Origin of the sequence: Streptomyces sp. NPDC048419 (genome assembly GCF_043200415.1) — a bacterium.
In the GTDB taxonomy this organism is placed as follows: Bacteria; Actinomycetota; Actinomycetes; order Streptomycetales; family Streptomycetaceae; genus Streptomyces.
The window spans coordinates 20,459-40,249 of record NZ_JBICXT010000035.1 but is presented as its reverse complement, the minus strand read 5'-3'; the positions used below and the strand labels follow the sequence as shown (position 1 = coordinate 40,249).

Here is a 19,791-nt window from a genome sequence, read left to right as displayed (position 1 = left end):
GAGCGTCCCTGGTCGGGGGTGGTGAGGGCCGTGGTCGGCCTTCGAGTTGGCGCTGAATTGCCTGTAGCTCACGGTGTGCGAGCGGCTGCCGTGACGATCAAAGCACCGCAGGAGCACAGAGGGAACGATGCCGACGTCACTCGCATGCGCACATTCGGTCTTGGCGCGTGCGCAGTCACTCTCGCCGTCCTTGTTGCCGCATGCGATTCCGGAACGAAGGGCGGCGACGCGGCCGCGACGGAGCTGGCCGCCTCGTCGAGCCCTACGGTGCAGGCCTCGACGGCGGCGGCCGGCCCGGACGCGTGCGAGGAGGGAGCCGTGCTGGCCGCCTACGCACACCTGACGGCCGAGCGGGCCAAGGTGTACCGGCAGGCGTCCAAGACGGGTACGGACCTGGAGCGTTACGCCACTCTCGACGTCCTGGGCAAGGTTGAGTGGGACTTGGCCCGGATGCAGAGGGCTGGAACGGTCGTGCGCGGCCGTGTCGGCCCATGGCGCCAAGGTGACCGGCCTCGGCCTGAGCGCCACGACCCCGAAAGCGATGCTGTCGGACTGCGTCGATCTCTCCCGCTACGAGACCTACGACACCCGGGCGCACACGACGATCCCGCTGCCCACGGCTCAGGTCGGCCTCCTGGGTAAGCCGATCGCGGAGTCCAGCGCCCTGTGCATTCCCACCGCGGGTTGTGGGGGCCGCGGCGCGGGCGTGCTCCTCCTCACCGAGTGCGTGGAGGTCCTCTCCCGCCACGGCTGGGACGGCTGGCTGTGCTGGGAGTACAAGAAGCGGTGGTACGAGGGGGCGGCGCGGCTGGAGGGGCTGCTCGCGGCCGGACGGGAGCATCTGGGGCGGCTGCTCAACGAGTGCGTGTAAGGCGGCGCGGAGACGTCCTAGCGGCCGAGGGCTTGTCGCACGGACAGGTGGTGGTACTTCCGCAGCCGGTACAGCTCCCAGCACGACAGCACCGTCACCGACACCGGAGCGCCGAGCAGGAACACGATCCGGGCGAGGACGGGAACCTCGGCGTTCGCGTTGTTGATCATGTCGAGGGCGGCCATCACCCACGCCAGCGCCATGGCGAGGATCGGCGGCAGTACCTCGTGGATGTCGGCGGTGCGGAACACGTGGTTGAGGCAGAGCGCGATCCCGTACAGGGCGAAGCCCACCGACCATGTGCACAGGGTGATGAGGACGACCATGCCGGGAATCCCGATGGCGTCACGGAAGCCGGTGGTCTCCGGGTCGGGCGCGACGGCGAGGGGGAACGTTGCCATGGACCCCATCAGAGCCGCCACCGCCCCGAACGGCTTCAGGGACCGCCGCAGGTAGAGCCGGCGCAGTGCGCCCTGCGCGGCGAACGCGAACAGGGCGATCACGAACGGGAAGGCGCACACGAGGAAGAGTGTGCCGGTCCAGCTCTGGTCGAACTTGTCGCTCGCGACGGCGTCGGCGCCCTTGGCGGTGTCGACCGGCTTGTACGACATGACCAGCACGAGCCAGGCGGCGGCGCCGAGCCCGGTCCGCCACATCTGGATCTTGCGCACCGTCAGGTCCTCGACGGCGTCCGGGCGCGAGGGCCGGAAGGCCCGCTGGGCGGCGTAGAACGGGTTGTAGACGCACTTGAGGATCCGCTGCCCGCGCGTCAGCGGCGGCCGGGGCGGTCGCGGGAACGGCGGCTGCGGGCCACCGCCGTGCGGTGGTGGCGGGTACGGCCCCCAGCCCTGCGGATGTCCGGGAAACCCCTGCGCCGGCACGGGGGCGGGCTGCGGCGGGTAGGGCCCCACGCCGGGACCGCCGGGGTACGGGTGGGGTCCGCCTCCGGGGTAAGGCTGAGGGCCGGGACCTGGGCCCGGCTGTCCACCGGGGCCGTATCCGGGTCTGCCCGTGGGACCCCACTGACCGTTGCCGTGCGTACTCATCCCGTGCGCCCCCGATGTTTTCGTCTGTGCCGTGCGCGGCGTGGCTCGAACCATCCGCTCGGCGTGCGGCGTGATCCTACCCATGCCTGGCGGGTGCAGATGCTGGCACTCATCCTGGCCCCGAGCGTGTTCGACGCCCCAGGCCGTGCCGGCCGCGTACGTCCCGCGCCTCGCCGCGCCGCTCACCGTCGACCTCGTCTCCGGTGGTCGCTGGAACCTCACCTACCGGGTGACCGGCGCCGCTGGCACCGTACGGGCGCTGCGCAGGCCGCCGGCGGGCGGCGTGCTGAGGACCGCCCACGGCATGAGCCGCGAGTGGCGCTTGTTGACCGCGCTCGCGCCCACCGAGGTGCCGGTGCCCGAACCGCTCTCCTACTAATGCGCGGACTCCTCGGTGGGCGGCGCGGAGTTCTCCGTTATGGGCTTCGTCGGGGGCACCGTAGCCGCAGGCCAGGATGCGGTGGCCGGCTGGCCGGGGCGGGCCAGGGCGCCGGGCCGGTGCGAGCCTCGTTAAGGTGCTGGCCGCCCTGCACCCAATCGACCCCGTCTGGGCGGGCCTCGGCGCCATGGCCCGCCCGCACAGCTGCGTCGAACGTCAACTGCGCCGCTGGCAGCGGCAGGTGCACCGCTTTGGCGCCCCCGGCCTGGAGCTTTTCGACACAGTGGACGACGTGCTGCTCGCCCGCGTGCCCGCGCAGTTCCCGGGCATCGTCCACGGCGACTTCCGCCCGGGCAGCCTCTCCTTCGCGCCCGACGGCACGGTGATCGCCGTCTTCGGCTGGGAACCGGCCACGCCGGGCGACCCGCCCGCGGACCGGGGCCGGCTCGCATCCACCTGCAAGGAGCCCGGCGACACGGCGCCGCCGACCACGCTCGGGCCGAGCGCCGCGCCCGGCTTTGGCACCCGCGCCGAGCTGATCGATACGCATATGCGAAGGCGTCCGGCCTGGATGTCTGGCGACTGCCGTACGACGTGGCCTTCTCGCGCCGGCGCTCGGCGTGGATCGGCCGGTGCGGTCTCCTGCCGCCTTGTGCTTACTTCCTTTGATGCCCAGGGGGGCGGGATGGTTGGGGGGATGCAGCCCGGCCGTCCGGGGGAGTCCACAACCGCGTCAGGAGGTGTGCATCTCCTGTGTCGGTGTGGATGGCGTGCGTGTGGGGCCTTATGGGTGCCAGTGCCATCGAGGCCCATCAGCTGCACAGTGCGATCGGCCGGGTGAAGAACCTGCCGTGGCGAGTCAAGGGCGAGCTGCCGCTGAAGCCCTATCTGGTCGCGCTGGCGCTCCGGTTGGCGTTGGGTGTGGGCATGGCGGCAGCGTTTGGGGCGTCGGGACAGGCCGGCGGGCCGGTCGGTGTGATGGCCGTCGGCATCGCCGCGCCGAAGGTCCTGGAGCAGTTGGCCGGGGGGAAGTTGGCGGAGCTGGAGATGCTGCGCTCAGGCCAGAGCCGGGTGCCCGCGCCGCAGCCGGGCCTTGGTGACGTGTCGGACGAGGCCGCCTTGTCCGGGCAGCCTGGACCTGCTTCGGCACCAGCGGCCACCCCCGTGCCTAGTCCCCGTCCGGATCCCGCGCGAGCGGAAGGAGCAGCAGGTGATGGCTGACTCGTTCATGCAACAACTCATCGCCTCGCTCGCGCGGCGCACTCCTGTCCTGGACGAGCCGGTCTCCTACCGGGCGGGCTCGTCAGAGGCTGCAGACCCCTCGCGGCCGCAGCCGGCCCTGCTCCCGGCGGATCGTCACGAATTCGAGCGTGTCCTGGACGAGGTGCTGGCAGCGGAGACTTCTCGCGGATCCGCGGGCCTCACGGCAGAGCAGCAGCGCACGATGGCCCTGACCGCCCAGGACCTCATCGCAGCGACGGCCGCCCGCGAGTACGCCCACTACAGGGAGGTACGCAGCAGGAACCTGGGCCTTACGTCCGACGACCGGGCGTCGGCTGAGGCGCCCAACGGGGCTGGTGCCCTGGCCGTCACGGCCGTCCTCGTGCCGGTGCTCGGCGCAAGCGCCGCGGCGATCTTCCTGGTCGTCGGGTACGTGTTGAAGATGGTGCGCCCGAATTCGTCGATCGCCCCGGATTTGATCACCGGAGGCTGGGGCTTCGCAGCAGTTGCCGCGGCGGGCACTGTTTTGGGCGCGGTGGGCCTCTTGCTCTCGGCCCTGCGCCACGCTCCGCACGAGGATGTGGTGCAGGACGAGGAGGTGGCCGCGGCGAGAGACGCTTGGCTGCAGGTCCTTCGCACGCGGGGCATGGAGCCGTTCCTGCGCGATGTGCGCAGGGCCGCGGACGCAGTGGTCGATTCCGGCCGGTCACCGATGAGCGGCCTTGAAACGGATGCATGAGGAGTGCTGGGCAACGGCACGGGCTACGGCGTCGCCGTGCGGCGTGCAGGTGGCGGAGTGGTTCCCAGGTGGTGCCACAGCGGGTGGGGGCCGGCGGCCCAGGCGGCGAGGAGACGCCGGTCGACCAGGTGCAGGCGCTGCTGTGCTGCGAAGGTGCGGGCGGGGGTGGTGATGCGGCCGTTGGTGATCAGGACGGCGATGTCGGCCTGGTGGACGGGGCGGGCGGTGCCGTTGAGGATCTGCAGGTCGCGGGTGCCGACCGGGTGGCCGGCGTCGCCGTGGCGGCGGTGTTTGCACTGGATGACCCAGCGCCTGCCGTAGGGGTCGGTGGCGGTGACGTCGGCGCCGAGGTCGCCGCTGCCGCCGACCCGTACAGCGTTACGGCAGCCGTCGCGGCGCAGCAGGGCCTGGACGGCGTGTTCGAACTCGCTGTGGTGCAGGGCGTCCAGCTGGTGCAGCGCATAACGCAGGCCCTGGGTCTGTAGCGCCTGCCGCTGGGCGTGTCGCCGCTGCCGGTACAGCCAGCCGCCGCCGGCCGTGGCGGCGAGTGCCGCGGCGGGGATGAGCACCCATCCGTGGGCCGACAGCCACACGGCGGCCCTCGAGGCCAGGGCGATGGCGGCGGCCCCCGCTGCCAGCATCGCCAACAGCGTGGTGTCGGAGGGGCGTTGTCGCCTGGTGCGGCGGCCTCGGGCGGGGGACCGGCGGGTCACTGTTCTTCGCCTGCCGGCCGGTGGCCTGCAGGCAGCGGCGCTGCGGGTAGAGACGAGGGATGCCTGGCTCCCGCGTGGACGGTGACGGCTGCGCTCTGCCGTGCTGCGGTGATCCATCCGCTGGTGGGTAACAGCGGTGTCTGGTGGCCTGTATCCGCGTGTGGGCGTGTGCTTCGGCGTGCCGGCGTGCGGTGGGGGCGTGCACAGGATCGGGTTCGGGGCATGGGCTGGCTCCTTGCTCGCGGCGTGTGCCTGCTGGACCGTTCATCGTGGCATCGGGCACTGACAACACGTCAGGCCGTGACTGGCCGTCATCCAGGCTGGGCATGCTGGGGCGTGGCGGTGCGAGTCCGGCCAGGCAGCGGGCTGACGGCTTGCGCCGGGTAGGGAGCACGTGGTGCGGCGGGTACGTGCGGCTGCTCGGGTGTTTCAGCTGTCTCGTTCGTAGCGGCCCCGTACACCTCTCGCTACCTATGGTAATGGCGTGTATCGGCCATTTTTGGTGCATCTCCTATCTCAACGGCCGGGTGACTGCGACACTCCGTGACGGCGGCGGGGAGTCCGCCGGTCAGAGGCCGTTTCGTTTCGGGGGTGTTGGGCGTGGCGGGGCGTTCGGGGCAGTACTACCGGGCCGGGCATTGGGTGAACCGGCCCGCGGGCGGTTCGAAGAGCAAGCCGGGAAAGAAGTCCACGGCCGTGGTGGTGGGCGGACTGCTGGCAGTGGGTGCCTGGATGGGGCTGTTCTCCCATGGCTCGGATGCCCAGGGCAGCACGGACCGGCCATCCGCACCGGCGTCCTCGGCATCGGCGGGCCGATAACGGCGGCTTGCCCAGCCGGATTTACCGTCGGCGTTTGCCGCGGCCCAACCGGGCCCGCCAACCGCGGGCCGCGGGTTCGGCGCCGGCGGCAGAAGCGACGACGGGGCGGGGCGCCGGCTCGGTGGCCCGCAGCCGTTCCCAGGCCGTTTTCCAGGCCTGGGCCTGCTCGGGCGGCAGACCGCAGGCGGTGAGGTAGATGCTGGTGGTCTTCCATGTCCTGGGCAGGGTGGGGCGGTTGAGCAGCGCGCTGATGCTGCCCGCGGAGAGGGGCGGGTCGGCGCGCTGGCTGAGCGCGGTGAGGGTGTGGCCGCTGACGGCTCGCACTTCGGCCAGCGCCTCCAGGAACGCGCGCGGGGTGTGGCACTGCTCGGGGTCGGGCCATGTGGCGCCGGCCGGGTCGGCGGGCCCGTCGGCCGGTGCCGGCCGGTAGGCGTGATTGCGGGCGAGGATGAGCCGTCCGGCGGTGTTGCGGACGCGTTTTTGCGGCTGCGGCAGCCCGCGTGCGCTGAGCGCGGCGCGCAGGTGCCGGTAGACCAGGTCCAGATCCAGGTCCCGGGCAGTGCCGGGAATCCCGTCGCGCAAAATGCGTAGCAGCTCCCCGGTGAACGCGGTGTGCGTTTCGCCCGGCGGGGCCAGCGCGAGACCGTTGTCGGGGGCTGCCGCCAGCAGATAACTGCCCTCGATCTCCGCCTGGTCGGCGAGCATCTCGTCACTGCTCATCGAGCCCAGCGCCCGCCCGCTCAGGCAGCAGTCGAGGATGATGACGAACCGCTGAGCCCGGGCGTCGGCCAGGATTTCGCGCAGCGCCTGGTAGGTCACCCCGGTGTGACTGCGCCCGGCGGTGGAGCGGGGCAGGCCGAAGAAGAGCTCACCGCGGCCATCGAGCAGCCCGTGGCCGGCGAAGTAGACCAGCAGCGTGTCCTCGGCCGCCTCGGCGGCTTGCTGCACTGCGTCCAGCATCGCCGGGGTGCTGTCCGGCTCGGCCACCACCGTGCAGTGGCCGGGCGGAAGATTCCAGAGGCCACTGCTGGTGAGCACCGCGGCCAGGGCGGGCAGATTGTTCGCCACCGCCGGCAGCGGCTCGAGATGAACGTAGCCGCTGACCCCGATGAGCACAGCCCGCGACAGCGCCGGATCGGGCAGCGCGCTCACGACGTCTGCCGCGGTGTGTCATCACCCTGCTCCAGGGCGGCCACCAGCGCGCGTACTTCTTCCTCGCTGCCCTCGGCCAAGCTGATCTCCACTTCACCGCGCCGGATCACCACCCGCGGCGGCCGGGGCCTGGTCTGCCGCCAGGCGAGCACCGACAGCACGAACGATGCCGCGCTCCAGCCGTTCCCCGTCACGAACTCCAGCACGTCGAACAGCTGACCCATCGAGCCCGGCGCGGGCGTTGTCCCACCCAAGGACACCGTTGCTGCGCGCGTCGCCGGCTCATTGCGCAACCACCCCTGCAGTGAACGCAGTTCACCTTCCTGACCGGACGCCACCCTTACCTGAAATTGCACCAGCTTCCCTCCCCACGCGCCTGCCGGGCATCATCTCGCCAGATCCTGCCCAGCCGACAGACCCGGGCACCCACACTCGAACACCGAAGCTCCTCATCAAGCGCTGGCAAGAGCTGGATGCGGGGGGAGAGAGGACGACGATTGCCAATGGCGCAACGACAACGTCCCGACCGTCGGCTATGCGCTGCCGCCGCGGCCGCCGACGTGGCACGAGCTCCAGGCCGAGGTGAAGGCCCTGGCGGCCGCCCGCCCGCAGCTGTGCCGGATATCCGTCGCGGGACACGGGAGGGCGAGAGCCTGCCACTGCTGACCATTGGCGGCGGCCCGTGCAACGTGCTGGTCCCCCGCGGACCCCATCCCAACGAGCCCATAGGCTTTGCCACCATCGTGGCCCTGGCCCGCCGCGCCCTCGACCATGCCTCAGCACGAGCCGACATCACCTGGCATCTGCTGCCCTGCAGATGTGCTGGTCAGTGTGGGGGGAGTGTTTTTCGTGCGGTGTTGATGAGGTGGTGGGCGTCGGTGCCGTAGGCGGCGGTTTGTTCGAGTGTTTTCCAGGTGCGTTGGTAGAGGGCGAGGGTGTCGTTGTCGTCGAGCCATAGTTCGGCGTGCCAGGTTTCGGTGACGACCTGGCGGTCGTCGTAGATCCAGAAGCCGAGGCCGGGTGGGATTTTGAGGCGGGCGGTGAGGGGGACGATGCCGAGGTGGACGGTGTCCATGCCGATGATGCCGGTAAGTCGGTCGAGTTGGGCGGCGAGGACGGAGGGCGGGCAGACGAGGGTGCGCAGTACCGGTTCCCAGAGCAGGATGTGGTAGCGCCTGCCGGTGGTGTAGAGGAGCTCCTGCCGCTTCATGCGGGCCCGGACCGCTTCCTCGATGTCGCGGGGGGATTGGTGCAGTTCGGCGGAGCGGGTGAGCACGGCACGGGCGTAGTCGGGGGTTTGCAGGACGCCGACGATCCAGGAGGACTCCCAGGCGCGCAGCACGGTCGAGTTCGCCTGGGCCTGGTTGTGGGCGTCCTGTACGGGCTTGTGGCCGGCGACGAGCTGCCTGCGCCAGGAGCGGATGTGCGACTCGAAGCCGGCGAGTCGGGCCCGCAGTTCCTCATACGAGGCGGGTTGGCCGCACGCGTGGGCCCACTGGTGCAGGTCCTCGGGTGTGGCGGTCTGCTTGCCCAGTTCCAGCTTGGAGACCTTGGAGTTTGGCCAGCCGAGCCGTTGGGCGAGGGCGCTGCCGGTGAGCCGGCCGTCAGGTGCTGTGAGGCGAAGTTCCCGCAGTCGCATGCCGAGGGCTTCGCGGGCCTGCTGGTAGTCCGTGCTCACCGGTGCACACCTGCTCTACGCCTCCTTGGCGGTCATCCGCGCCGCGAATTCCTTGTACGGGATCGCGTGGTGCAGCGCAACGTCCCGCAGCCGGTTGTACTGGTTCACCCGCGCGGGCTCGGTGATCAGCTCGGCGCCGGTGAGGCGGTCGTCCTCGTCGAAGAGGCACCGGGCGACGATGTGCGAGTCGAAGATCCAGAAGTCCTCGTCGGGCAGGCCCGCGCCTTCGGCTTGCTCGCGCCACAGGGTGCGCACGTCCTCGCCCAGCGCGGCGTTCTTCTCCCCGTGCGCGAGCAGGTACAGCTGGCCCGTGGTGGGCGGCTGGTCGACGATGCGGACCCGGCCGACGTACGCGCCGTCGTCGGTCTTCGCGCGGATGGTGCGGGCCCACGGGGTGTCGAGGTCCCACGTCGGCTGCTCGCCCCGGACGAACTGGGCGTAGGTGTCGGTGGTTTCGTCGACCGCGTAGCGCCGCCGCATCTCCAGATGCCAGGCGCTGTGCTGGAAGTTGTCGAAGAGCCGGGCGAACTGCTCCGGCGTGAACAGGCGCGGCTTCTCATCGCGCTCCTTCGGGCCGAAGTCGATCAGCGTGTTGCGCGGCATCACGATCGGGATCTCGTTCTCGTCGAGGTGCTGGAGCTGGGCGAGGGCGGCGGGGTCGGTCAGGCGCGGTCCGTGCACGATGACCTCGCCCGTGTCGAGGTCTTCGTGCACGGCGGGGCAGCTTCCCTCGCCGCTGCCGGTGCCGTTGAAGCGCAGCCGTCGGGCCATGATCGGAGTCCTTTCGGTGGGGACCTGCCACCACAGCATCACCACGTCCGGAGCCTGCGGCCATGGCACTCTCCCACCTTCGTGAGAAAAATCGAGGGAAGCAAGCAGGCGTGTGAGAAAAATCGAGAAAAGGCCGTAGCGGGGGTCAACTGCCCCTCCCTACCGTCTCGTTCATGGCTACGACCAGAGGGCGGGACGCCGGCCCGCGCGCGGCAGTGAAGTCCCTGCGGGCGGCGCTCACCGAGGAGGGGATCGTCCTCCCGTCCCTCGGCGTCGACGTCGCCCACCCCGACCTGAACCTCGTCGAGCTGGGACGCGTCCGCGCCGACGTGGCCGAACGGCTGGCAGACGCGCTGGGACGAGGGAGCCGCGCATGAGGACAGCACAACACCGGCACGGCGCCCTGGTCGTCGACACCCAGACCAGCAACCTCGGTCATGTCATGAGCCACGAAGGCTCCTGCATCCGGCAGCGCCCGATGGCCGGCGGGCGCGAGTGGGACGCCGACCCCGCTCGCATCCGCCCCGCCATACAGGCCGAACGGCGCACCGCCCTGCGCGAGCGCGCCCGCACCCTCAACGCGGCCGGCAGCAAAGGGACCTTCGCATGACCGTGCGCGTCTGCCGCGCCTGCGACGAGGAGATCACCACCCCCAACGACGCGGTGTTCCTGTGGCACGAGGAGGCCATGAGCGGCCCCGGCTGGGACGTCTGGGCGCATCGTGAGCACGCCGACCTCGTCGACATGGTCGACTCGACCCTGCTGCGCATCATGACCCGCATCTGGGCCGCGCAGATGCAGGGCTGAGCCCCCGGCCGCTCCGGCCGGCAGCCTCGAGCAGGCCGGAGCGGACCCAACGGCTCCGCCTGCCTGCCCCCGTGGCGGACGGACAGGGCTATGTCTTCGTGGCCTTCGTGCGCCTCGCCGGTTCAACGACGAACACCGGCAACGGACACACAGACGCTCAAGCCCGGCCGGGCATCGCGCACGGCAGTGGAATGGAGCCCGCTGCGCACGGCGGCAGGTCTGCGCATCGGCTGTGCATTCGCTGCCGCGACCATGACGCAAAACCCCGCACGCAGGGTCCGCTGCGGTGCGCAGATCTGCGCACCGCCCCCGAGTGCCTGCTTCACCTGATGCACAGCCGGCGACCGATTGCGCAGGTTCCCGCCGGACGGTCTGAGCAACGCTGTGACCTGTTGTGGTCGGACTTGTGGTCGGGGTTGAGGCCGTCATGGTTGGGGGCAGGGCGTCCGTGGCGTGAGCCGACGGGGCCTTTGCCGGGGAGCCGCGGTCACTCGCAGCGGGTGACCTCTCACTCGGCCAGTGTGGCGGACGGTGGCCGAGTTGATCGGCGTCCGGATCGCGGCGGATCCCGGCAGAGTGGGCCCCATGATCCAGGAATCCGCCTCTTGCCCCGCACCCGTATCTCTCTGTGTTCCCTGTTCGCCCGTGGAGCTGCACATCCGGGAACTCGCCGGATGCCTGCGCGTCGCTGAGCAGCAGTGCTTGGGGCTACGGCGGGAGCTGTGGGGCTATGCCGCAGCGAACGCGGAGGCAGCCGCCGTGGCCTGGCATCCGTTCGCTCGGCGCTGGCTGTGGGCGACGGCTTGTGACTATGCCAGGCATGCTGTGGAGGCCGGTGCCGACGGCCCAGTTCACCCCCTGAGGTGATCTTTCCGTTCGCCGGGTTGATGCCTCGCGCGCAGGATGCCGCTCTCGACCCACCCCAAACGGATCATCAGCCAAGGTAAGCATGCCGGGAGCGTGACTACTCTCCGTGCCCGGCTGTCCGGTGCGGGCGGCCTCCCCACCCGGAGGGCATGAGGATGACCACGCCGTCCACGTCGTTTTGGACCGAACCCCAAGCCGCGGATGAAGCCGGCTGCACACCGGCGGAGTTCGAGGAGATCGAACGCATCGTCACCCGTGGCTCCACCACGGCCCGGGAATTCAGGGCCACGCGCTTCACGGTCGGCGACTGGCTCGTGGCGAAGTACGGGCCACCGGCGAAGCCCGGATCCCGCTATGCCACGGAGGCGCAGCTCGATGTGCTCACCGCGCGGCTCGAGTGGTCGCCCCACACACTGCGTAAGTGCCGCCTGCTGGCCCACCGCTGGAAGCCGCAGCAGCGCCAGCCCGTTCTGGGCTCCAAGGTGTACGTCTCGTTCACCACGCTGTACCAGGTCGCCCTCAGCAGCGACCCAGGCACCTTCGACGAGGAGCAGTTCGAGGAGAAGGTCGCGGTCCTGCTCGGCCTGATGGACCTGGCCGAGCAGAACGACGTCCTCGAAGTCACCGAGGCCGACTACCTCAAGGCCGTCCGCAAGTCGATCCGGCCCAGCCGCCGTCCCGGTGCCGAGTCCGAACGCAAGGCGGTTGTCACCACGGTCCACCAATTCGAAGCCCGCCGGCCCGAGGTCCGCGAGGCGATCCTTGGCGCGGTGAAGGCCGATGAGGAGGCCACCCGCGCCGTCACCGCCGCCTACCTCGTCCAGCGTCCCGCACTGGCCCGCGCCGTGCTGCGCGAGGACCCGGACCTGATCCAGGCGACCGCGCAGGAAGCCGCCCTGCACGACCCGGACAACGAGGCGCCGGACGAAAAGCCGGGGGACGCCGTCTTCCGTGAGCTTGTCCAAGTCCTCGGCGGCACCCGGCCCAGCGACGAACTACTGCTGGCCGAGTGGCGCCAGGACTTCGCCCGGGCCGTTGGCCGCTTCAACGCCTTCGTCACCGACTGGTACCCCGCCGACAAGGTCGCCGCCAACGCCGACGACGACCTCCTCCAGCTCGTCACCTACCTCGCCGACGACGTAGCCCAGTGGGCTGCCACCATCACCAACGCGCGCAAGCCCGGAGGCCTGCGCCTCGTAGAGAGCACGACCGCATGAACAACGACGTCCCCGGCGACAACGCCCCGTTCTTCTTCGACCGCTACCCGCCCGACACCGCTCACTGGCTGGCCGGCATCGGCGACGAGGCCAGTGCGAAGGCAGGCGACAGTGCCTACGAGTTCCGCAAGGTCATGGGCGAACTGATCCTCATGAACCAACGTGAGGGCATCGACCACGCCTTCCGGGTGGCCGAACACTACTTCGCCCCCAACGCCCCCGCCGGCAAGCACATCGAGCAGCAGTACCTGAAGTACGACCAGGCCCGCTGCGCGGTCATCCAGACGGGCCCGGACACCACCGAGAGCGCCATGGACACGACCGGCACTCCGGACGGCACGCCGGGCCAGAAGGCATCTGGCGAAGAAGGCCGGGACACGACGGGGACGGGCAGTCCAGAACCCGGGACCGGGAGGACCGGTACCAAGGGACCGACCGTGACCGTCACCGGGGGCTGCGGCGGCGGCCGCGCCCAGGGAGACGACCAGAACACCGGCATCGGCCGCCAGGGGACTCTCTTCATCGTCCACTGGTCCGACTACAGGGCCAGCGTTCCCGCCCGCCGCAAAAAGGCCCAGACCGAGCATCGGCGCCTCTACGACGTCCAGTCGGATGCGGCCCGGCAGATGCGCGTGCAGCAGGACGAGATGGACTTCCTCGACCGCGTCGAGGCAGCCGACGCCGTCCTGGAGGACCTGATCAACACGCACCGCACCGAGACGAGTATCGCGGGAGTCCTGCGTGCCGCCGGCCGCACGCCGGAGGACCTCGGCCTCACCACGGACACGGTGACCTGGCTGGACACCCAGCTCAAGGCGGTCTAATGCCCTCGCTCACCCGGTGCCCCAAGTGCGGGGCATCCTTCGGCCCCTCCCGTGTACGTGGCGAGGGCCTCTGGAACCAGGGCTGGCGCACCGGGCTGAGCAGCAACCAGCAGTTCGTGCCACGCGGCGAGTTGGAAGGCGACGTCCTGACTCCCTCCGGGCACATCGTGGAGTTGCAGGACGGGCACCTGTCCCGCGTCGACATCGAACTCCGCGAGCGGGTCTACGGCACGATGGTGTGGCTCTTCGACGCCTGCGACGCCCACCGCCGCGGCCGCCTCCGCCTCGCCCTGATTCCCGGGCGAGAGCACGTCAACTTCGCCTGGAGCAGGCCCCGCGAGACCCTCGACGCCTGCCGCCGACCGGTCCACCTCGACCTCGGGGAGTCCCAGCAAGCCGACGGCCTGCACCTGGTCCTGCGGATCAATCGGTGCCATCCCAAACAGCCCGGCCGCCTCTCAGGCAGCGGTGTCCTCTACACCGCGGAGGCCTTCCACAACTGGATGGCGCACGACCTTCCCCTCACCCCCTTCATCTCCAAGGCGCCCGACCATGCCTTCGCCTGACCTCCCCCTCCACCCGAGCCACCTCTTCACCCGCACCGTTGACGCCAGGGCCGCCCATTTCGTCCGGCCCGGCGACACCGACCGGCCGACCTGGGCGGTCTACGAGGACACCTGCTACCTCGGCACCGTCCATGCCCAGTTCGACAGCGGCCGGCACTGGCACGTCCAGTCACTGAAGGAGCAGCACCTGCGCCTGGACGACGCCGTCCGCGCGCTGCGCCGGCCCGCCACCTGGCCCGCAGACCATGAACGCGTGGGCCGGTGGGCACGCAACGTCCTCGCCGATCCGCGCCTGGTCGTGCTCGACGTGCAGACCACCACGCTCACCGAGCCCTGGGCAGTGCAAATCGGCCTGACCGACCGCCACGGCAACGTGCTCTTCAACGAGCACCTCAACCCGCTCGCCGACGTCGCCCCCGCAGCGACCGCGCTGCACGGCATCACCCAGCAGCGGGCAGCAGCCGCGCCGCCCTTCGCCGCGTTCGTTCCGCACCTCGCCCAACTCATGCACGGCCGCCGCTGCCTCACCTACAACGCAGCCTTCGACCGCCGCGTCCTGGAACGCGAGCTGCACCGGTACTTCCGCTGTACAACGCGAGCCCGGGCCTGGCTTGGGAAGAGCACGTGGGCGGACGCGATGGGGCCGTACGCCACATGGAAAGGACTGTGGTCAGCCCGCCACCGCTCCTACCGGTGTCAGCCCCTGGGCAGCAGCTACGAGGCAGTCACCAACTGCCGACTCCTGCTGACCACACTTGAGCAGGTCCGATGACAGGCGACCAGCTGGCGGGCGTTCACGAGCCGCTCACCACAGGAATCGGTTCACCTTCTCCCGCAGGGTGAACCTCCAGGCCGCCGGCGACGTTCAGAACGGGACGCCGACCAGGGTAGGTACGCCGCGCGATAGCCAGGTCGCGCTCGTCGAAGTCGCCCGTGAAGAGCAGCACGCCGGAGGACAGCTCCACCTTCTGGGCTCCGGTGGGCCATCGGTTCAAAAGCGCGTCGACCGTCATCAGAGCGGGTGCGGGCGGCAGATCGGGTCCGGGCACAATCGGTCCTTTCGAATCGGCCTTGCAATCCGTGCACGCGCTCTACGACCCGCGAGGCTCTGGATCCTGCTCGCTGCGGGCACAGGCATCAAGGCGTAGCGCTCCATGGTGCTTTCGAAGACCTCCGACACGGGGTAACCGAACAGGCGTCGAGACGCCGCCACAGGGACGGTGTCTGGGGGCCGGTCCTCGAAGACGCTCTGGCCACAGGTGCGGCAGCACGGTGTAATGCGCGGTCATGGACGCGAGCGTGGCGGGAGTGGTGGGCGCGGCGATCGGCGTGCTGGGAGCCGTGGCCGGCGGCTGGGTCTCGGTGGCCGGCCAGTGGCGCCAGCAGCAACGGCAGTTGCAGGCCGAGCGGGAGCATCGGCGCGAGGCCGCACGCCGGGAGGCGTACGGCGCGTTGATCGCGAGCACGAAACTGTTGTCGGCGGCGTGGTGGCGGTTCGCCGACCGGGTTCGGGACGAGCAGTCCACGCCGACGCAATGGCGTGCGTCGTTCGCCGAGGCGCACGAAGCGTGGGTCCAGTTCAGTACGGCGATCGCGGCTGTTGCCGTCGCCGGGCCGGTCGCGGCTGCGGAGGCGGCCGACGAGCTGCGCGTGGCTATGTACGAGTGGGAGATGGCCGGGATCGAGTGGTTTGCTGCGGCTCTGCGTGAGGGGCACGGTCGGCTCGCTGAATGCGACGAGTGCTTCAAGCAGGCGTGGCAGGCGAAACGTGCTCCGGACCGTGCTTTTCAGCAGGCCGCGCGGGCGGCTCTGGGAACGGAGCACCCGTAATCGGATCACCTCGCCTGGCCAGGGGCTGTCGGTGTCAGCTGTCCTTGCCCTCCTGCCTTCGCCGGTGTTCCTCGATCCGCTGGCGCCTGACCGCGGCCTCGGTCAGGGTGCTGCGGTATCGGGCGTCGTCGTCGTATCCGCCGCCGCGGCGGCCTTCAAGGTCGTCGGCGAGTAGGCCGGCGAAGTCTCCTGGGCCGGTAAATCCTGAACCAGCGACCGGAGTTGCACTGGACGAAGATGAGATGGGTCCGCAGCCCTCGAATCAACGGCCCAGTACGCCTAGCTGGCGTGCTTGTCGATCCAGGCTTGGGGACGAGGGCCTCGCCGTTGCGCCAGGTGTAGCGGATGCAATCTTGGCACCACTGGCCGGGGCACCACTGGGCGGGCAGGTTGGCGTGGTCGTTGACGATGAGCTGGAAGTTGGGGGCGAGGTCGTTGGTGAAGCGGTACATCAGCTCGAACATGCCGCGGACGGTGTTGCCGGTCGGCGTCGGAGCGGATGAGATCCGGGTTGCCGCTGTCCTTGGCGACCTCGGAGGGGTAGAAGGGCTGGATGACCTAGTCCAGGAGGAGCATGCGGGGCACGGGTCGCTGGTGGAGGGTGAAGTAGCGGCGCAGGGCCAGGTGGGCGACGAGGTGGTAGCCGACCCAGTTCTCGCCGCACTCGACCTGCCCGACCAGCGCCCGCGCCACCCCAGCGAGTTCGACCGCCGGCTCAAGACCGCCCTGGCCGAACGCCCCCGCACCTTCCTGGTGGACGAGGCTCAGTGGCTCAACGGGGAGGCGTTCGAATACTTCCGCTACCTGTGGGACGACCCCTCCACCCAGCTCGCGGTCATCTTCGTCGGCGGCGAGGGCTGCCACACCGTGCTGCGCCGCGAGGCGATGCTCTCCTCCCGCATCTTTATCTGGCACTTCACCCGCCTCACCTCCGGCGAGGTCCTCGAGACCATCCCCCTGTTCCACCCGATCTGGGCCGACGCCGACTCCGACGACATCACCTTCGCCGACAGCCGCGCCGCGCACGGCAATTTCCGCGCCTGGGCGAGACTGACCGCCCACACCCGCACCGCACTTGCCCGCACCGGCCGCACTCGCGTCGACCAAGGCATGCTGCGCTGGGCCTTCAGCCAACCTGGGCGCCTCACCGTAGGAACGACCGCCGGTGAGGCGCTTGGAGAAAGGAGAGGAGGCGGTCAGCCAGCGGTCGAGGGATGGTCGTCACGTCGCCGTCGGGGGAGCGCTCGGTGCTGGCGGCGGTGACGGCCTGGTGGGTGCGGGTGTGAATGGCGTGGGCGAGGGCCCAGGCGGCCAGATCGTCGTCGGCGGGCTGGTCGAGGATGCGCTGGGCGGTGACCAGCACGGCGAGCAGGAAACGGCCGGAGAGATGGGTGTCGATCTGGTCCGTCGTCGGTGTCGCCGATCCGGTCCGGCAGCCGGAAGTGAGCGTGCGTGAGGGACTTCTCCACCAGGAACGCTCAGGTGTCCTTGTGGCATATCAGCCGGGCCGAGGAGACGGCCGCCGCCAGCAGCCGCGCCGGTACTCCGCCTGCTGCTCACCGACGCCCGCGGTACCGCTGCTCGGCGTTCCGGCGGGTCCGGCAGCTGCTGGGGGGTAGCGCCGCGGCCGGGCCGAGGCCAGGAGCGGCGGGCTTGGGATCGTCTTCTCGGGCAGCAGACACGGATGCCAAGTCCCCTGTTTCGCCCGCCGCCGAACACTGGGACGTCATGCTCGCCCGCCTCCCCATCCCGCCGAGCAATGACGCCATCACCGACGACCGCAAGCGGCTCGCCGTCACCACCTACATCTGGGCGCGGGCCACCGAAGGCGAAATCCGTCTCTCACCCTGCCCCGCCGACATCGCCCAAGACCCCGCTGCCCTCCCCCACCTGGCGTCGGCAAGGAAGCAAAACTGCCTGCGATCTCCAGACCGGCAGCCACTACTACCGCCACCTCAAACCGCTCCTGGACACCTACATCGACCAACTCACCCATCGCATCGACGCGGACGGCGGTCCTTGAGCGCCCCGAAACTTGATGCTGGCGTGGTGCGCGGTTCCTTTACCGGTACCACCACGGTGTGCGCGTGCGCAGGTGTGCCCGGACGGCAGCGATGTAGGCAGTCTCCAGCGGCTGCAGCGCGCTGAGGTCGATCACAGTGGGTGGAATGTTCACGTCTGAGTCGCTCTCGATGGGCGAGGCTTCCCAGGCCGCGTGCATGGCTACCCCGGCCGTTTTGCGTAGTTCCTGGACGAGTGCCGCGTAGGCATCGCCTACCGTCTCGGATTCGATCTTCGTCCAGGCGAGGTGATAGGAGAGGCTGGCCTGGATCTCCCGCAGTGCTTCCGACAGCCGCACTCGCTCCTCGGCCGGGGCGTCGGAGCGTCGGCGCCGGATGGCGTAGGGCATCTCCTTGTAGGCGCTGTGGACGGCGAAGGCCTCGGCGAAGGCAGTCCGTAGCCGGTTGTGTTCCTCTTCTCGGCTCTTTCGCCGGGCGAGCCAGATGTTGATGGTCGCGGTGAGCATGGCGGCGAGGAACGCCCCGGACACCACGGCCGGCAAGACCGCGTCGGAGGCGAGCGAGGAGGGGGCCGCAGGCGGCGCGGAGGGAACCATGGTGGCCGTCGACATGGAGGGGACCGGGGATGGAACTGCCGTCTGCGTGGGCGCCATTGCGACCTCCAAACCGGTACTGGGCACGCCGCTCACGTGCCGTGGGGAGCCTCCTGGCCGGGCCACTCGCCTGTGCTGCGCCACCACTCTTCGCGCAGCAGATGGGCCACGATATGCCCCAGCAGGGCAGCTGGCCCGTCGTCGCGGATCCAGCGCTGCTCGGGCGCATCGTAGGGATACCACATGCACAACGCCCCATCGGCGTACCGATGGGGCGACTCGGACGGTCCGTCGGTGTACACATAGGGCACCTCGGGAGCCGCCGGGTCGAACACGATCGAGACCGTCTGCTCGGCGACGTCGGGGACATGCAGCCGGACGGCCAGGGCGAAGCCGCCGCGGTAGCGGCGCGGCGGCTTGATGACCCTGACCGGCTGGCCGCAGGCGGCCAGCCGGTGCTGGAAGCCGATGCGAGCCGCCGGCCCGGCATACCAGGCCGGCGCCCGCCACGCGGGGCGACGTGTCATGCGTGATGTCCGTCGCCGTAGGCCCGGGTGGGACGTACGGCGGCCGCCGGCCCGCCCAGGCCCAGCGTCACCGTTGTGACGGGGGAGGACTGCCTCAGCGCCGCGATCTTGCCCGTGAGGCTGTCAGCCGCCGGGGCGTCCACGTACCGGTAGAACACCCGCGACAGTGCCGACAGCACCGCGTCGCGGTCATCGTCCGCCGCCAGCGCCTCGGCCACGCCGTCCGCTGCGCTGCGCAGCCGTCGGGCCGCAATCTCACGCCCCACCAGCAGCTTCACGTTCGGTGAGACCCCGGCTGGGTCCTTGGTGGCCACACCGGCCTCCACCCGGGCCGCGGCCTTGGACAGCACCGTGCTCAGCGCCTTCGCCATGCCCATCCCCAGCTCGACGAACTCCCACGCCCAGACCGTCAGGTTGTGCGAGGAGAAGCCCGGCTGGCCGTACTGCTTGTTCCACGCCTTCAGCAGGCGCACCACTCGCCGGCGCGTACGGCGCAGCGACAGCCCCCCGCCGGTGAACAGCTCCACGTGGCGCTCCGGGTCGGACGCCTCCCACCGGTTGGTCTCCAGGTTCGGGATCCACAACCCGGCCCCCTCCTTCCGGGTGAGGGCCACCACCAGGTCCACAGTCGGGTCCTGGCCGTCCACCGGCTGCCCGAACGTGATTTTCGGGCCGCGCTTGGAGGTGCCGCAGCGAGCCTTCGAGTAGACCTTGCGCACCGCGGGGCCGAGCAGCGCGCACAGCTCGCCGGTGATGTCGGCCGGTGTCTCGCCGCCCCCATCCGGCCCGAGCCGCGGGTACACGCGCCGGTCCAGGACGACACCGCCGTCGCCGTCGCCGACCGGGTGGATGAAGGTGTGCTGGGGCAGCGAACCACTGCGGTAGGTCCGCAATGCGCCCGTGAAGCCGATGGCGCTCGAGCAGACCAGGTCCAGCCGCGTGCGGGCCTCCGCGAGCGGCTGTGGGTGGGCGTCGATCTGGCCGCGGATGTCGTTGAGGATGTCTTCGGAATGTCCCATGACGGTTGTCCAATCAGGTGCGGGGCGCCGGGCGCCACACGTCGCCCGGGACCTACCCCGGGCGGAACCGCCATTCAGCGGCTCACCCTCCTCTGACGTCACACCGTCGAGATCGTCCGGACACCCCTCAA

26 protein-coding genes and 1 pseudogene are annotated in these 19,791 nt (G+C 70.3%); 15 read left to right on the top strand and 12 right to left on the bottom strand.

Going from position 1 to position 19,791, the window contains the following annotated elements:
• Positions 1-697 precede the first annotated feature (697 nt).
• Positions 698-871 (top strand): annotated as a pseudogene (locus ACGFYN_RS41780) (sugar phosphate isomerase/epimerase); the annotation flags it as partial.
• 17 nt (positions 872-888) lie between these two features.
• Here the strand turns inward: ACGFYN_RS41780 and ACGFYN_RS41775 are convergent.
• Entirely contained in the window at positions 889-1,782 is an 894-nt protein-coding gene (locus ACGFYN_RS41775) for a hypothetical protein (RefSeq protein WP_393871243.1), read from the bottom strand.
• Positions 1,783-2,062: 280 nt separating this feature from the next.
• Here ACGFYN_RS41775 and ACGFYN_RS41770 point away from each other — a divergent pair, with 280 nt between their 5' ends.
• The 4 genes from ACGFYN_RS41770 (at position 2,063) to ACGFYN_RS41755 (ending at position 4,256) form a co-directional block, all read left to right on the top strand.
• Entirely contained in the window at positions 2,063-2,296 is a 234-nt protein-coding gene (locus tag ACGFYN_RS41770; RefSeq protein WP_393871242.1) for a phosphotransferase, read from the top strand.
• Positions 2,297-2,372: 76 nt separating this feature from the next.
• Positions 2,373-3,137 (top strand): phosphotransferase, encoded by a 765-nt coding sequence (locus tag ACGFYN_RS41765; protein WP_393871241.1) that lies wholly within the window; start codon positions 2,373-2,375, stop codon positions 3,135-3,137.
• On the top strand, positions 3,050-3,517 hold the full coding sequence (locus tag ACGFYN_RS41760) for a hypothetical protein (protein WP_393871276.1): 468 nt from the start codon (positions 3,050-3,052) through the stop codon (positions 3,515-3,517). The genes ACGFYN_RS41765 and ACGFYN_RS41760 overlap by 88 nt, the downstream gene beginning before the upstream one ends.
• Positions 3,510-4,256, top strand: coding sequence for a hypothetical protein (locus tag ACGFYN_RS41755; protein WP_393871240.1), 747 nt, complete (start codon positions 3,510-3,512; stop codon positions 4,254-4,256). Before ACGFYN_RS41760 ends, ACGFYN_RS41755 begins: the two co-directional genes overlap by 8 nt.
• Positions 4,257-4,279: 23 nt before the next feature.
• Here ACGFYN_RS41755 and ACGFYN_RS41750 read toward each other — a convergent pair whose 3' ends face one another.
• The 5 genes from ACGFYN_RS41750 to ACGFYN_RS41730 all read right to left on the bottom strand — a co-directional run bounded on the left by ACGFYN_RS41750 (position 4,280) and on the right by ACGFYN_RS41730 (position 9,389).
• Positions 4,280-4,897 carry a restriction endonuclease gene (locus ACGFYN_RS41750; RefSeq protein WP_393871239.1) on the bottom strand — a complete coding sequence of 206 codons (618 nt, stop codon included), beginning with the start codon at positions 4,895-4,897 and terminating at the stop codon, positions 4,280-4,282.
• A 912-nt stretch (positions 4,898-5,809) separates the two neighbouring features.
• Entirely contained in the window at positions 5,810-6,940 is a 1,131-nt protein-coding gene (locus ACGFYN_RS41745) for a caspase domain-containing protein (protein WP_393871238.1), read from the bottom strand.
• Positions 6,937-7,296, bottom strand: a complete 360-nt coding sequence (locus tag ACGFYN_RS41740) for a hypothetical protein (protein WP_393871237.1) — start codon at positions 7,294-7,296, stop codon at positions 6,937-6,939. Before ACGFYN_RS41740 ends, ACGFYN_RS41745 begins: the two co-directional genes overlap by 4 nt.
• 470 nt (positions 7,297-7,766) lie before the next feature.
• On the bottom strand, positions 7,767-8,618 hold the full coding sequence (locus tag ACGFYN_RS41735) for a helix-turn-helix domain-containing protein (protein ID WP_393871236.1): 852 nt from the start codon (positions 8,616-8,618) through the stop codon (positions 7,767-7,769).
• Positions 8,619-8,633: 15 nt separating this feature from the next.
• Positions 8,634-9,389: a DUF6879 family protein gene (locus ACGFYN_RS41730; RefSeq protein ID WP_393871275.1), complete on the bottom strand. Its 756-nt coding sequence runs from the start codon at positions 9,387-9,389 to the stop codon at positions 8,634-8,636.
• 173 nt (positions 9,390-9,562) lie between these two features.
• On the opposite strand from ACGFYN_RS41730, the gene ACGFYN_RS41725 reads away from it, so the two are divergent.
• The 7 genes from ACGFYN_RS41725 (at position 9,563) to ACGFYN_RS41695 (ending at position 14,442) form a co-directional block, all read left to right on the top strand.
• Positions 9,563-9,766 (top strand): hypothetical protein, encoded by a 204-nt coding sequence (locus ACGFYN_RS41725; protein ID WP_393871235.1) that lies wholly within the window; start codon positions 9,563-9,565, stop codon positions 9,764-9,766.
• Positions 9,763-9,999 carry a hypothetical protein gene (locus ACGFYN_RS41720; protein WP_393871234.1) on the top strand — a complete coding sequence of 79 codons (237 nt, stop codon included), beginning with the start codon at positions 9,763-9,765 and terminating at the stop codon, positions 9,997-9,999. Before ACGFYN_RS41725 ends, ACGFYN_RS41720 begins: the two co-directional genes overlap by 4 nt.
• Complete coding sequence (locus tag ACGFYN_RS41715) at positions 9,996-10,196, top strand: hypothetical protein (protein ID WP_393871233.1); 201 nt, start codon at positions 9,996-9,998, stop codon at positions 10,194-10,196. Before ACGFYN_RS41720 ends, ACGFYN_RS41715 begins: the two co-directional genes overlap by 4 nt.
• 1,022 nt (positions 10,197-11,218) lie before the next feature.
• Positions 11,219-12,280: a hypothetical protein gene (locus ACGFYN_RS41710; protein ID WP_393871232.1), complete on the top strand. Its 1,062-nt coding sequence runs from the start codon at positions 11,219-11,221 to the stop codon at positions 12,278-12,280.
• The gene (locus tag ACGFYN_RS41705) at positions 12,277-13,104 is read left to right on the top strand and encodes a hypothetical protein (protein ID WP_393871231.1); all 828 of its coding nucleotides are present in this window, start codon (positions 12,277-12,279) and stop codon (positions 13,102-13,104) included. The genes ACGFYN_RS41710 and ACGFYN_RS41705 overlap by 4 nt, the downstream gene beginning before the upstream one ends.
• Positions 13,104-13,670, top strand: coding sequence for a hypothetical protein (locus ACGFYN_RS41700; RefSeq protein ID WP_393871230.1), 567 nt, complete (start codon positions 13,104-13,106; stop codon positions 13,668-13,670). The genes ACGFYN_RS41705 and ACGFYN_RS41700 overlap by 1 nt, the downstream gene beginning before the upstream one ends.
• Positions 13,657-14,442 carry an exonuclease domain-containing protein gene (locus ACGFYN_RS41695; RefSeq protein ID WP_393871229.1) on the top strand — a complete coding sequence of 262 codons (786 nt, stop codon included), beginning with the start codon at positions 13,657-13,659 and terminating at the stop codon, positions 14,440-14,442. Before ACGFYN_RS41700 ends, ACGFYN_RS41695 begins: the two co-directional genes overlap by 14 nt.
• Before the next feature lie 22 nt (positions 14,443-14,464).
• Here the strand turns inward: ACGFYN_RS41695 and ACGFYN_RS41690 are convergent, their stop codons facing one another.
• Positions 14,465-14,719, bottom strand: coding sequence for a hypothetical protein (locus tag ACGFYN_RS41690; RefSeq protein ID WP_393871228.1), 255 nt, complete (start codon positions 14,717-14,719; stop codon positions 14,465-14,467).
• A 238-nt stretch (positions 14,720-14,957) separates the two neighbouring features.
• Between ACGFYN_RS41690 and ACGFYN_RS41685 the strand changes: the two genes are divergently transcribed.
• Both ACGFYN_RS41685 and ACGFYN_RS41680 read left to right on the top strand, forming a co-directional pair.
• The gene (locus ACGFYN_RS41685) at positions 14,958-15,500 is read left to right on the top strand and encodes a hypothetical protein (protein WP_393871227.1); all 543 of its coding nucleotides are present in this window, start codon (positions 14,958-14,960) and stop codon (positions 15,498-15,500) included.
• 31 nt (positions 15,501-15,531) lie between these two features.
• Positions 15,532-15,675, top strand: coding sequence for a hypothetical protein (locus tag ACGFYN_RS41680; protein ID WP_393871226.1), 144 nt, complete (start codon positions 15,532-15,534; stop codon positions 15,673-15,675).
• Here ACGFYN_RS41680 and ACGFYN_RS41675 read toward each other — a convergent pair.
• Together ACGFYN_RS41675 and ACGFYN_RS41670 are read right to left on the bottom strand one after the other, a co-directional pair.
• Positions 15,656-15,952 (bottom strand): hypothetical protein, encoded by a 297-nt coding sequence (locus ACGFYN_RS41675; protein ID WP_393871274.1) that lies wholly within the window; start codon positions 15,950-15,952, stop codon positions 15,656-15,658. The two genes, ACGFYN_RS41680 and ACGFYN_RS41675, sit on opposite strands and share 20 nt — an antisense overlap.
• A 106-nt stretch (positions 15,953-16,058) precedes the next feature.
• On the bottom strand, positions 16,059-16,193 hold the full coding sequence (locus ACGFYN_RS41670) for a DUF3732 domain-containing protein (RefSeq protein ID WP_393871225.1): 135 nt from the start codon (positions 16,191-16,193) through the stop codon (positions 16,059-16,061).
• Between ACGFYN_RS41670 and ACGFYN_RS41665 the strand changes: the two genes are divergently transcribed.
• Positions 16,137-16,763, top strand: coding sequence for an AAA family ATPase (locus ACGFYN_RS41665; RefSeq protein ID WP_393871224.1), 627 nt, complete (start codon positions 16,137-16,139; stop codon positions 16,761-16,763). The genes ACGFYN_RS41670 and ACGFYN_RS41665 overlap by 57 nt on opposite strands.
• 799 nt (positions 16,764-17,562) lie before the next feature.
• On the opposite strand, the gene ACGFYN_RS41660 is transcribed toward ACGFYN_RS41665, so the two are convergent.
• The 3 genes from ACGFYN_RS41660 to ACGFYN_RS41650 all read right to left on the bottom strand — a co-directional run bounded on the left by ACGFYN_RS41660 (position 17,563) and on the right by ACGFYN_RS41650 (position 19,660).
• Positions 17,563-18,132, bottom strand: coding sequence for a hypothetical protein (locus tag ACGFYN_RS41660; RefSeq protein ID WP_393871223.1), 570 nt, complete (start codon positions 18,130-18,132; stop codon positions 17,563-17,565).
• 74 nt (positions 18,133-18,206) lie between these two features.
• Positions 18,207-18,641, bottom strand: coding sequence for a hypothetical protein (locus ACGFYN_RS41655; RefSeq protein WP_393871222.1), 435 nt, complete (start codon positions 18,639-18,641; stop codon positions 18,207-18,209).
• The gene (locus tag ACGFYN_RS41650) at positions 18,638-19,660 is read right to left on the bottom strand and encodes a hypothetical protein (protein WP_393871221.1); all 1,023 of its coding nucleotides are present in this window, start codon (positions 19,658-19,660) and stop codon (positions 18,638-18,640) included. Before ACGFYN_RS41650 ends, ACGFYN_RS41655 begins: the two co-directional genes overlap by 4 nt.
• Between the last annotated feature and the right edge of the window lie 131 nt (positions 19,661-19,791).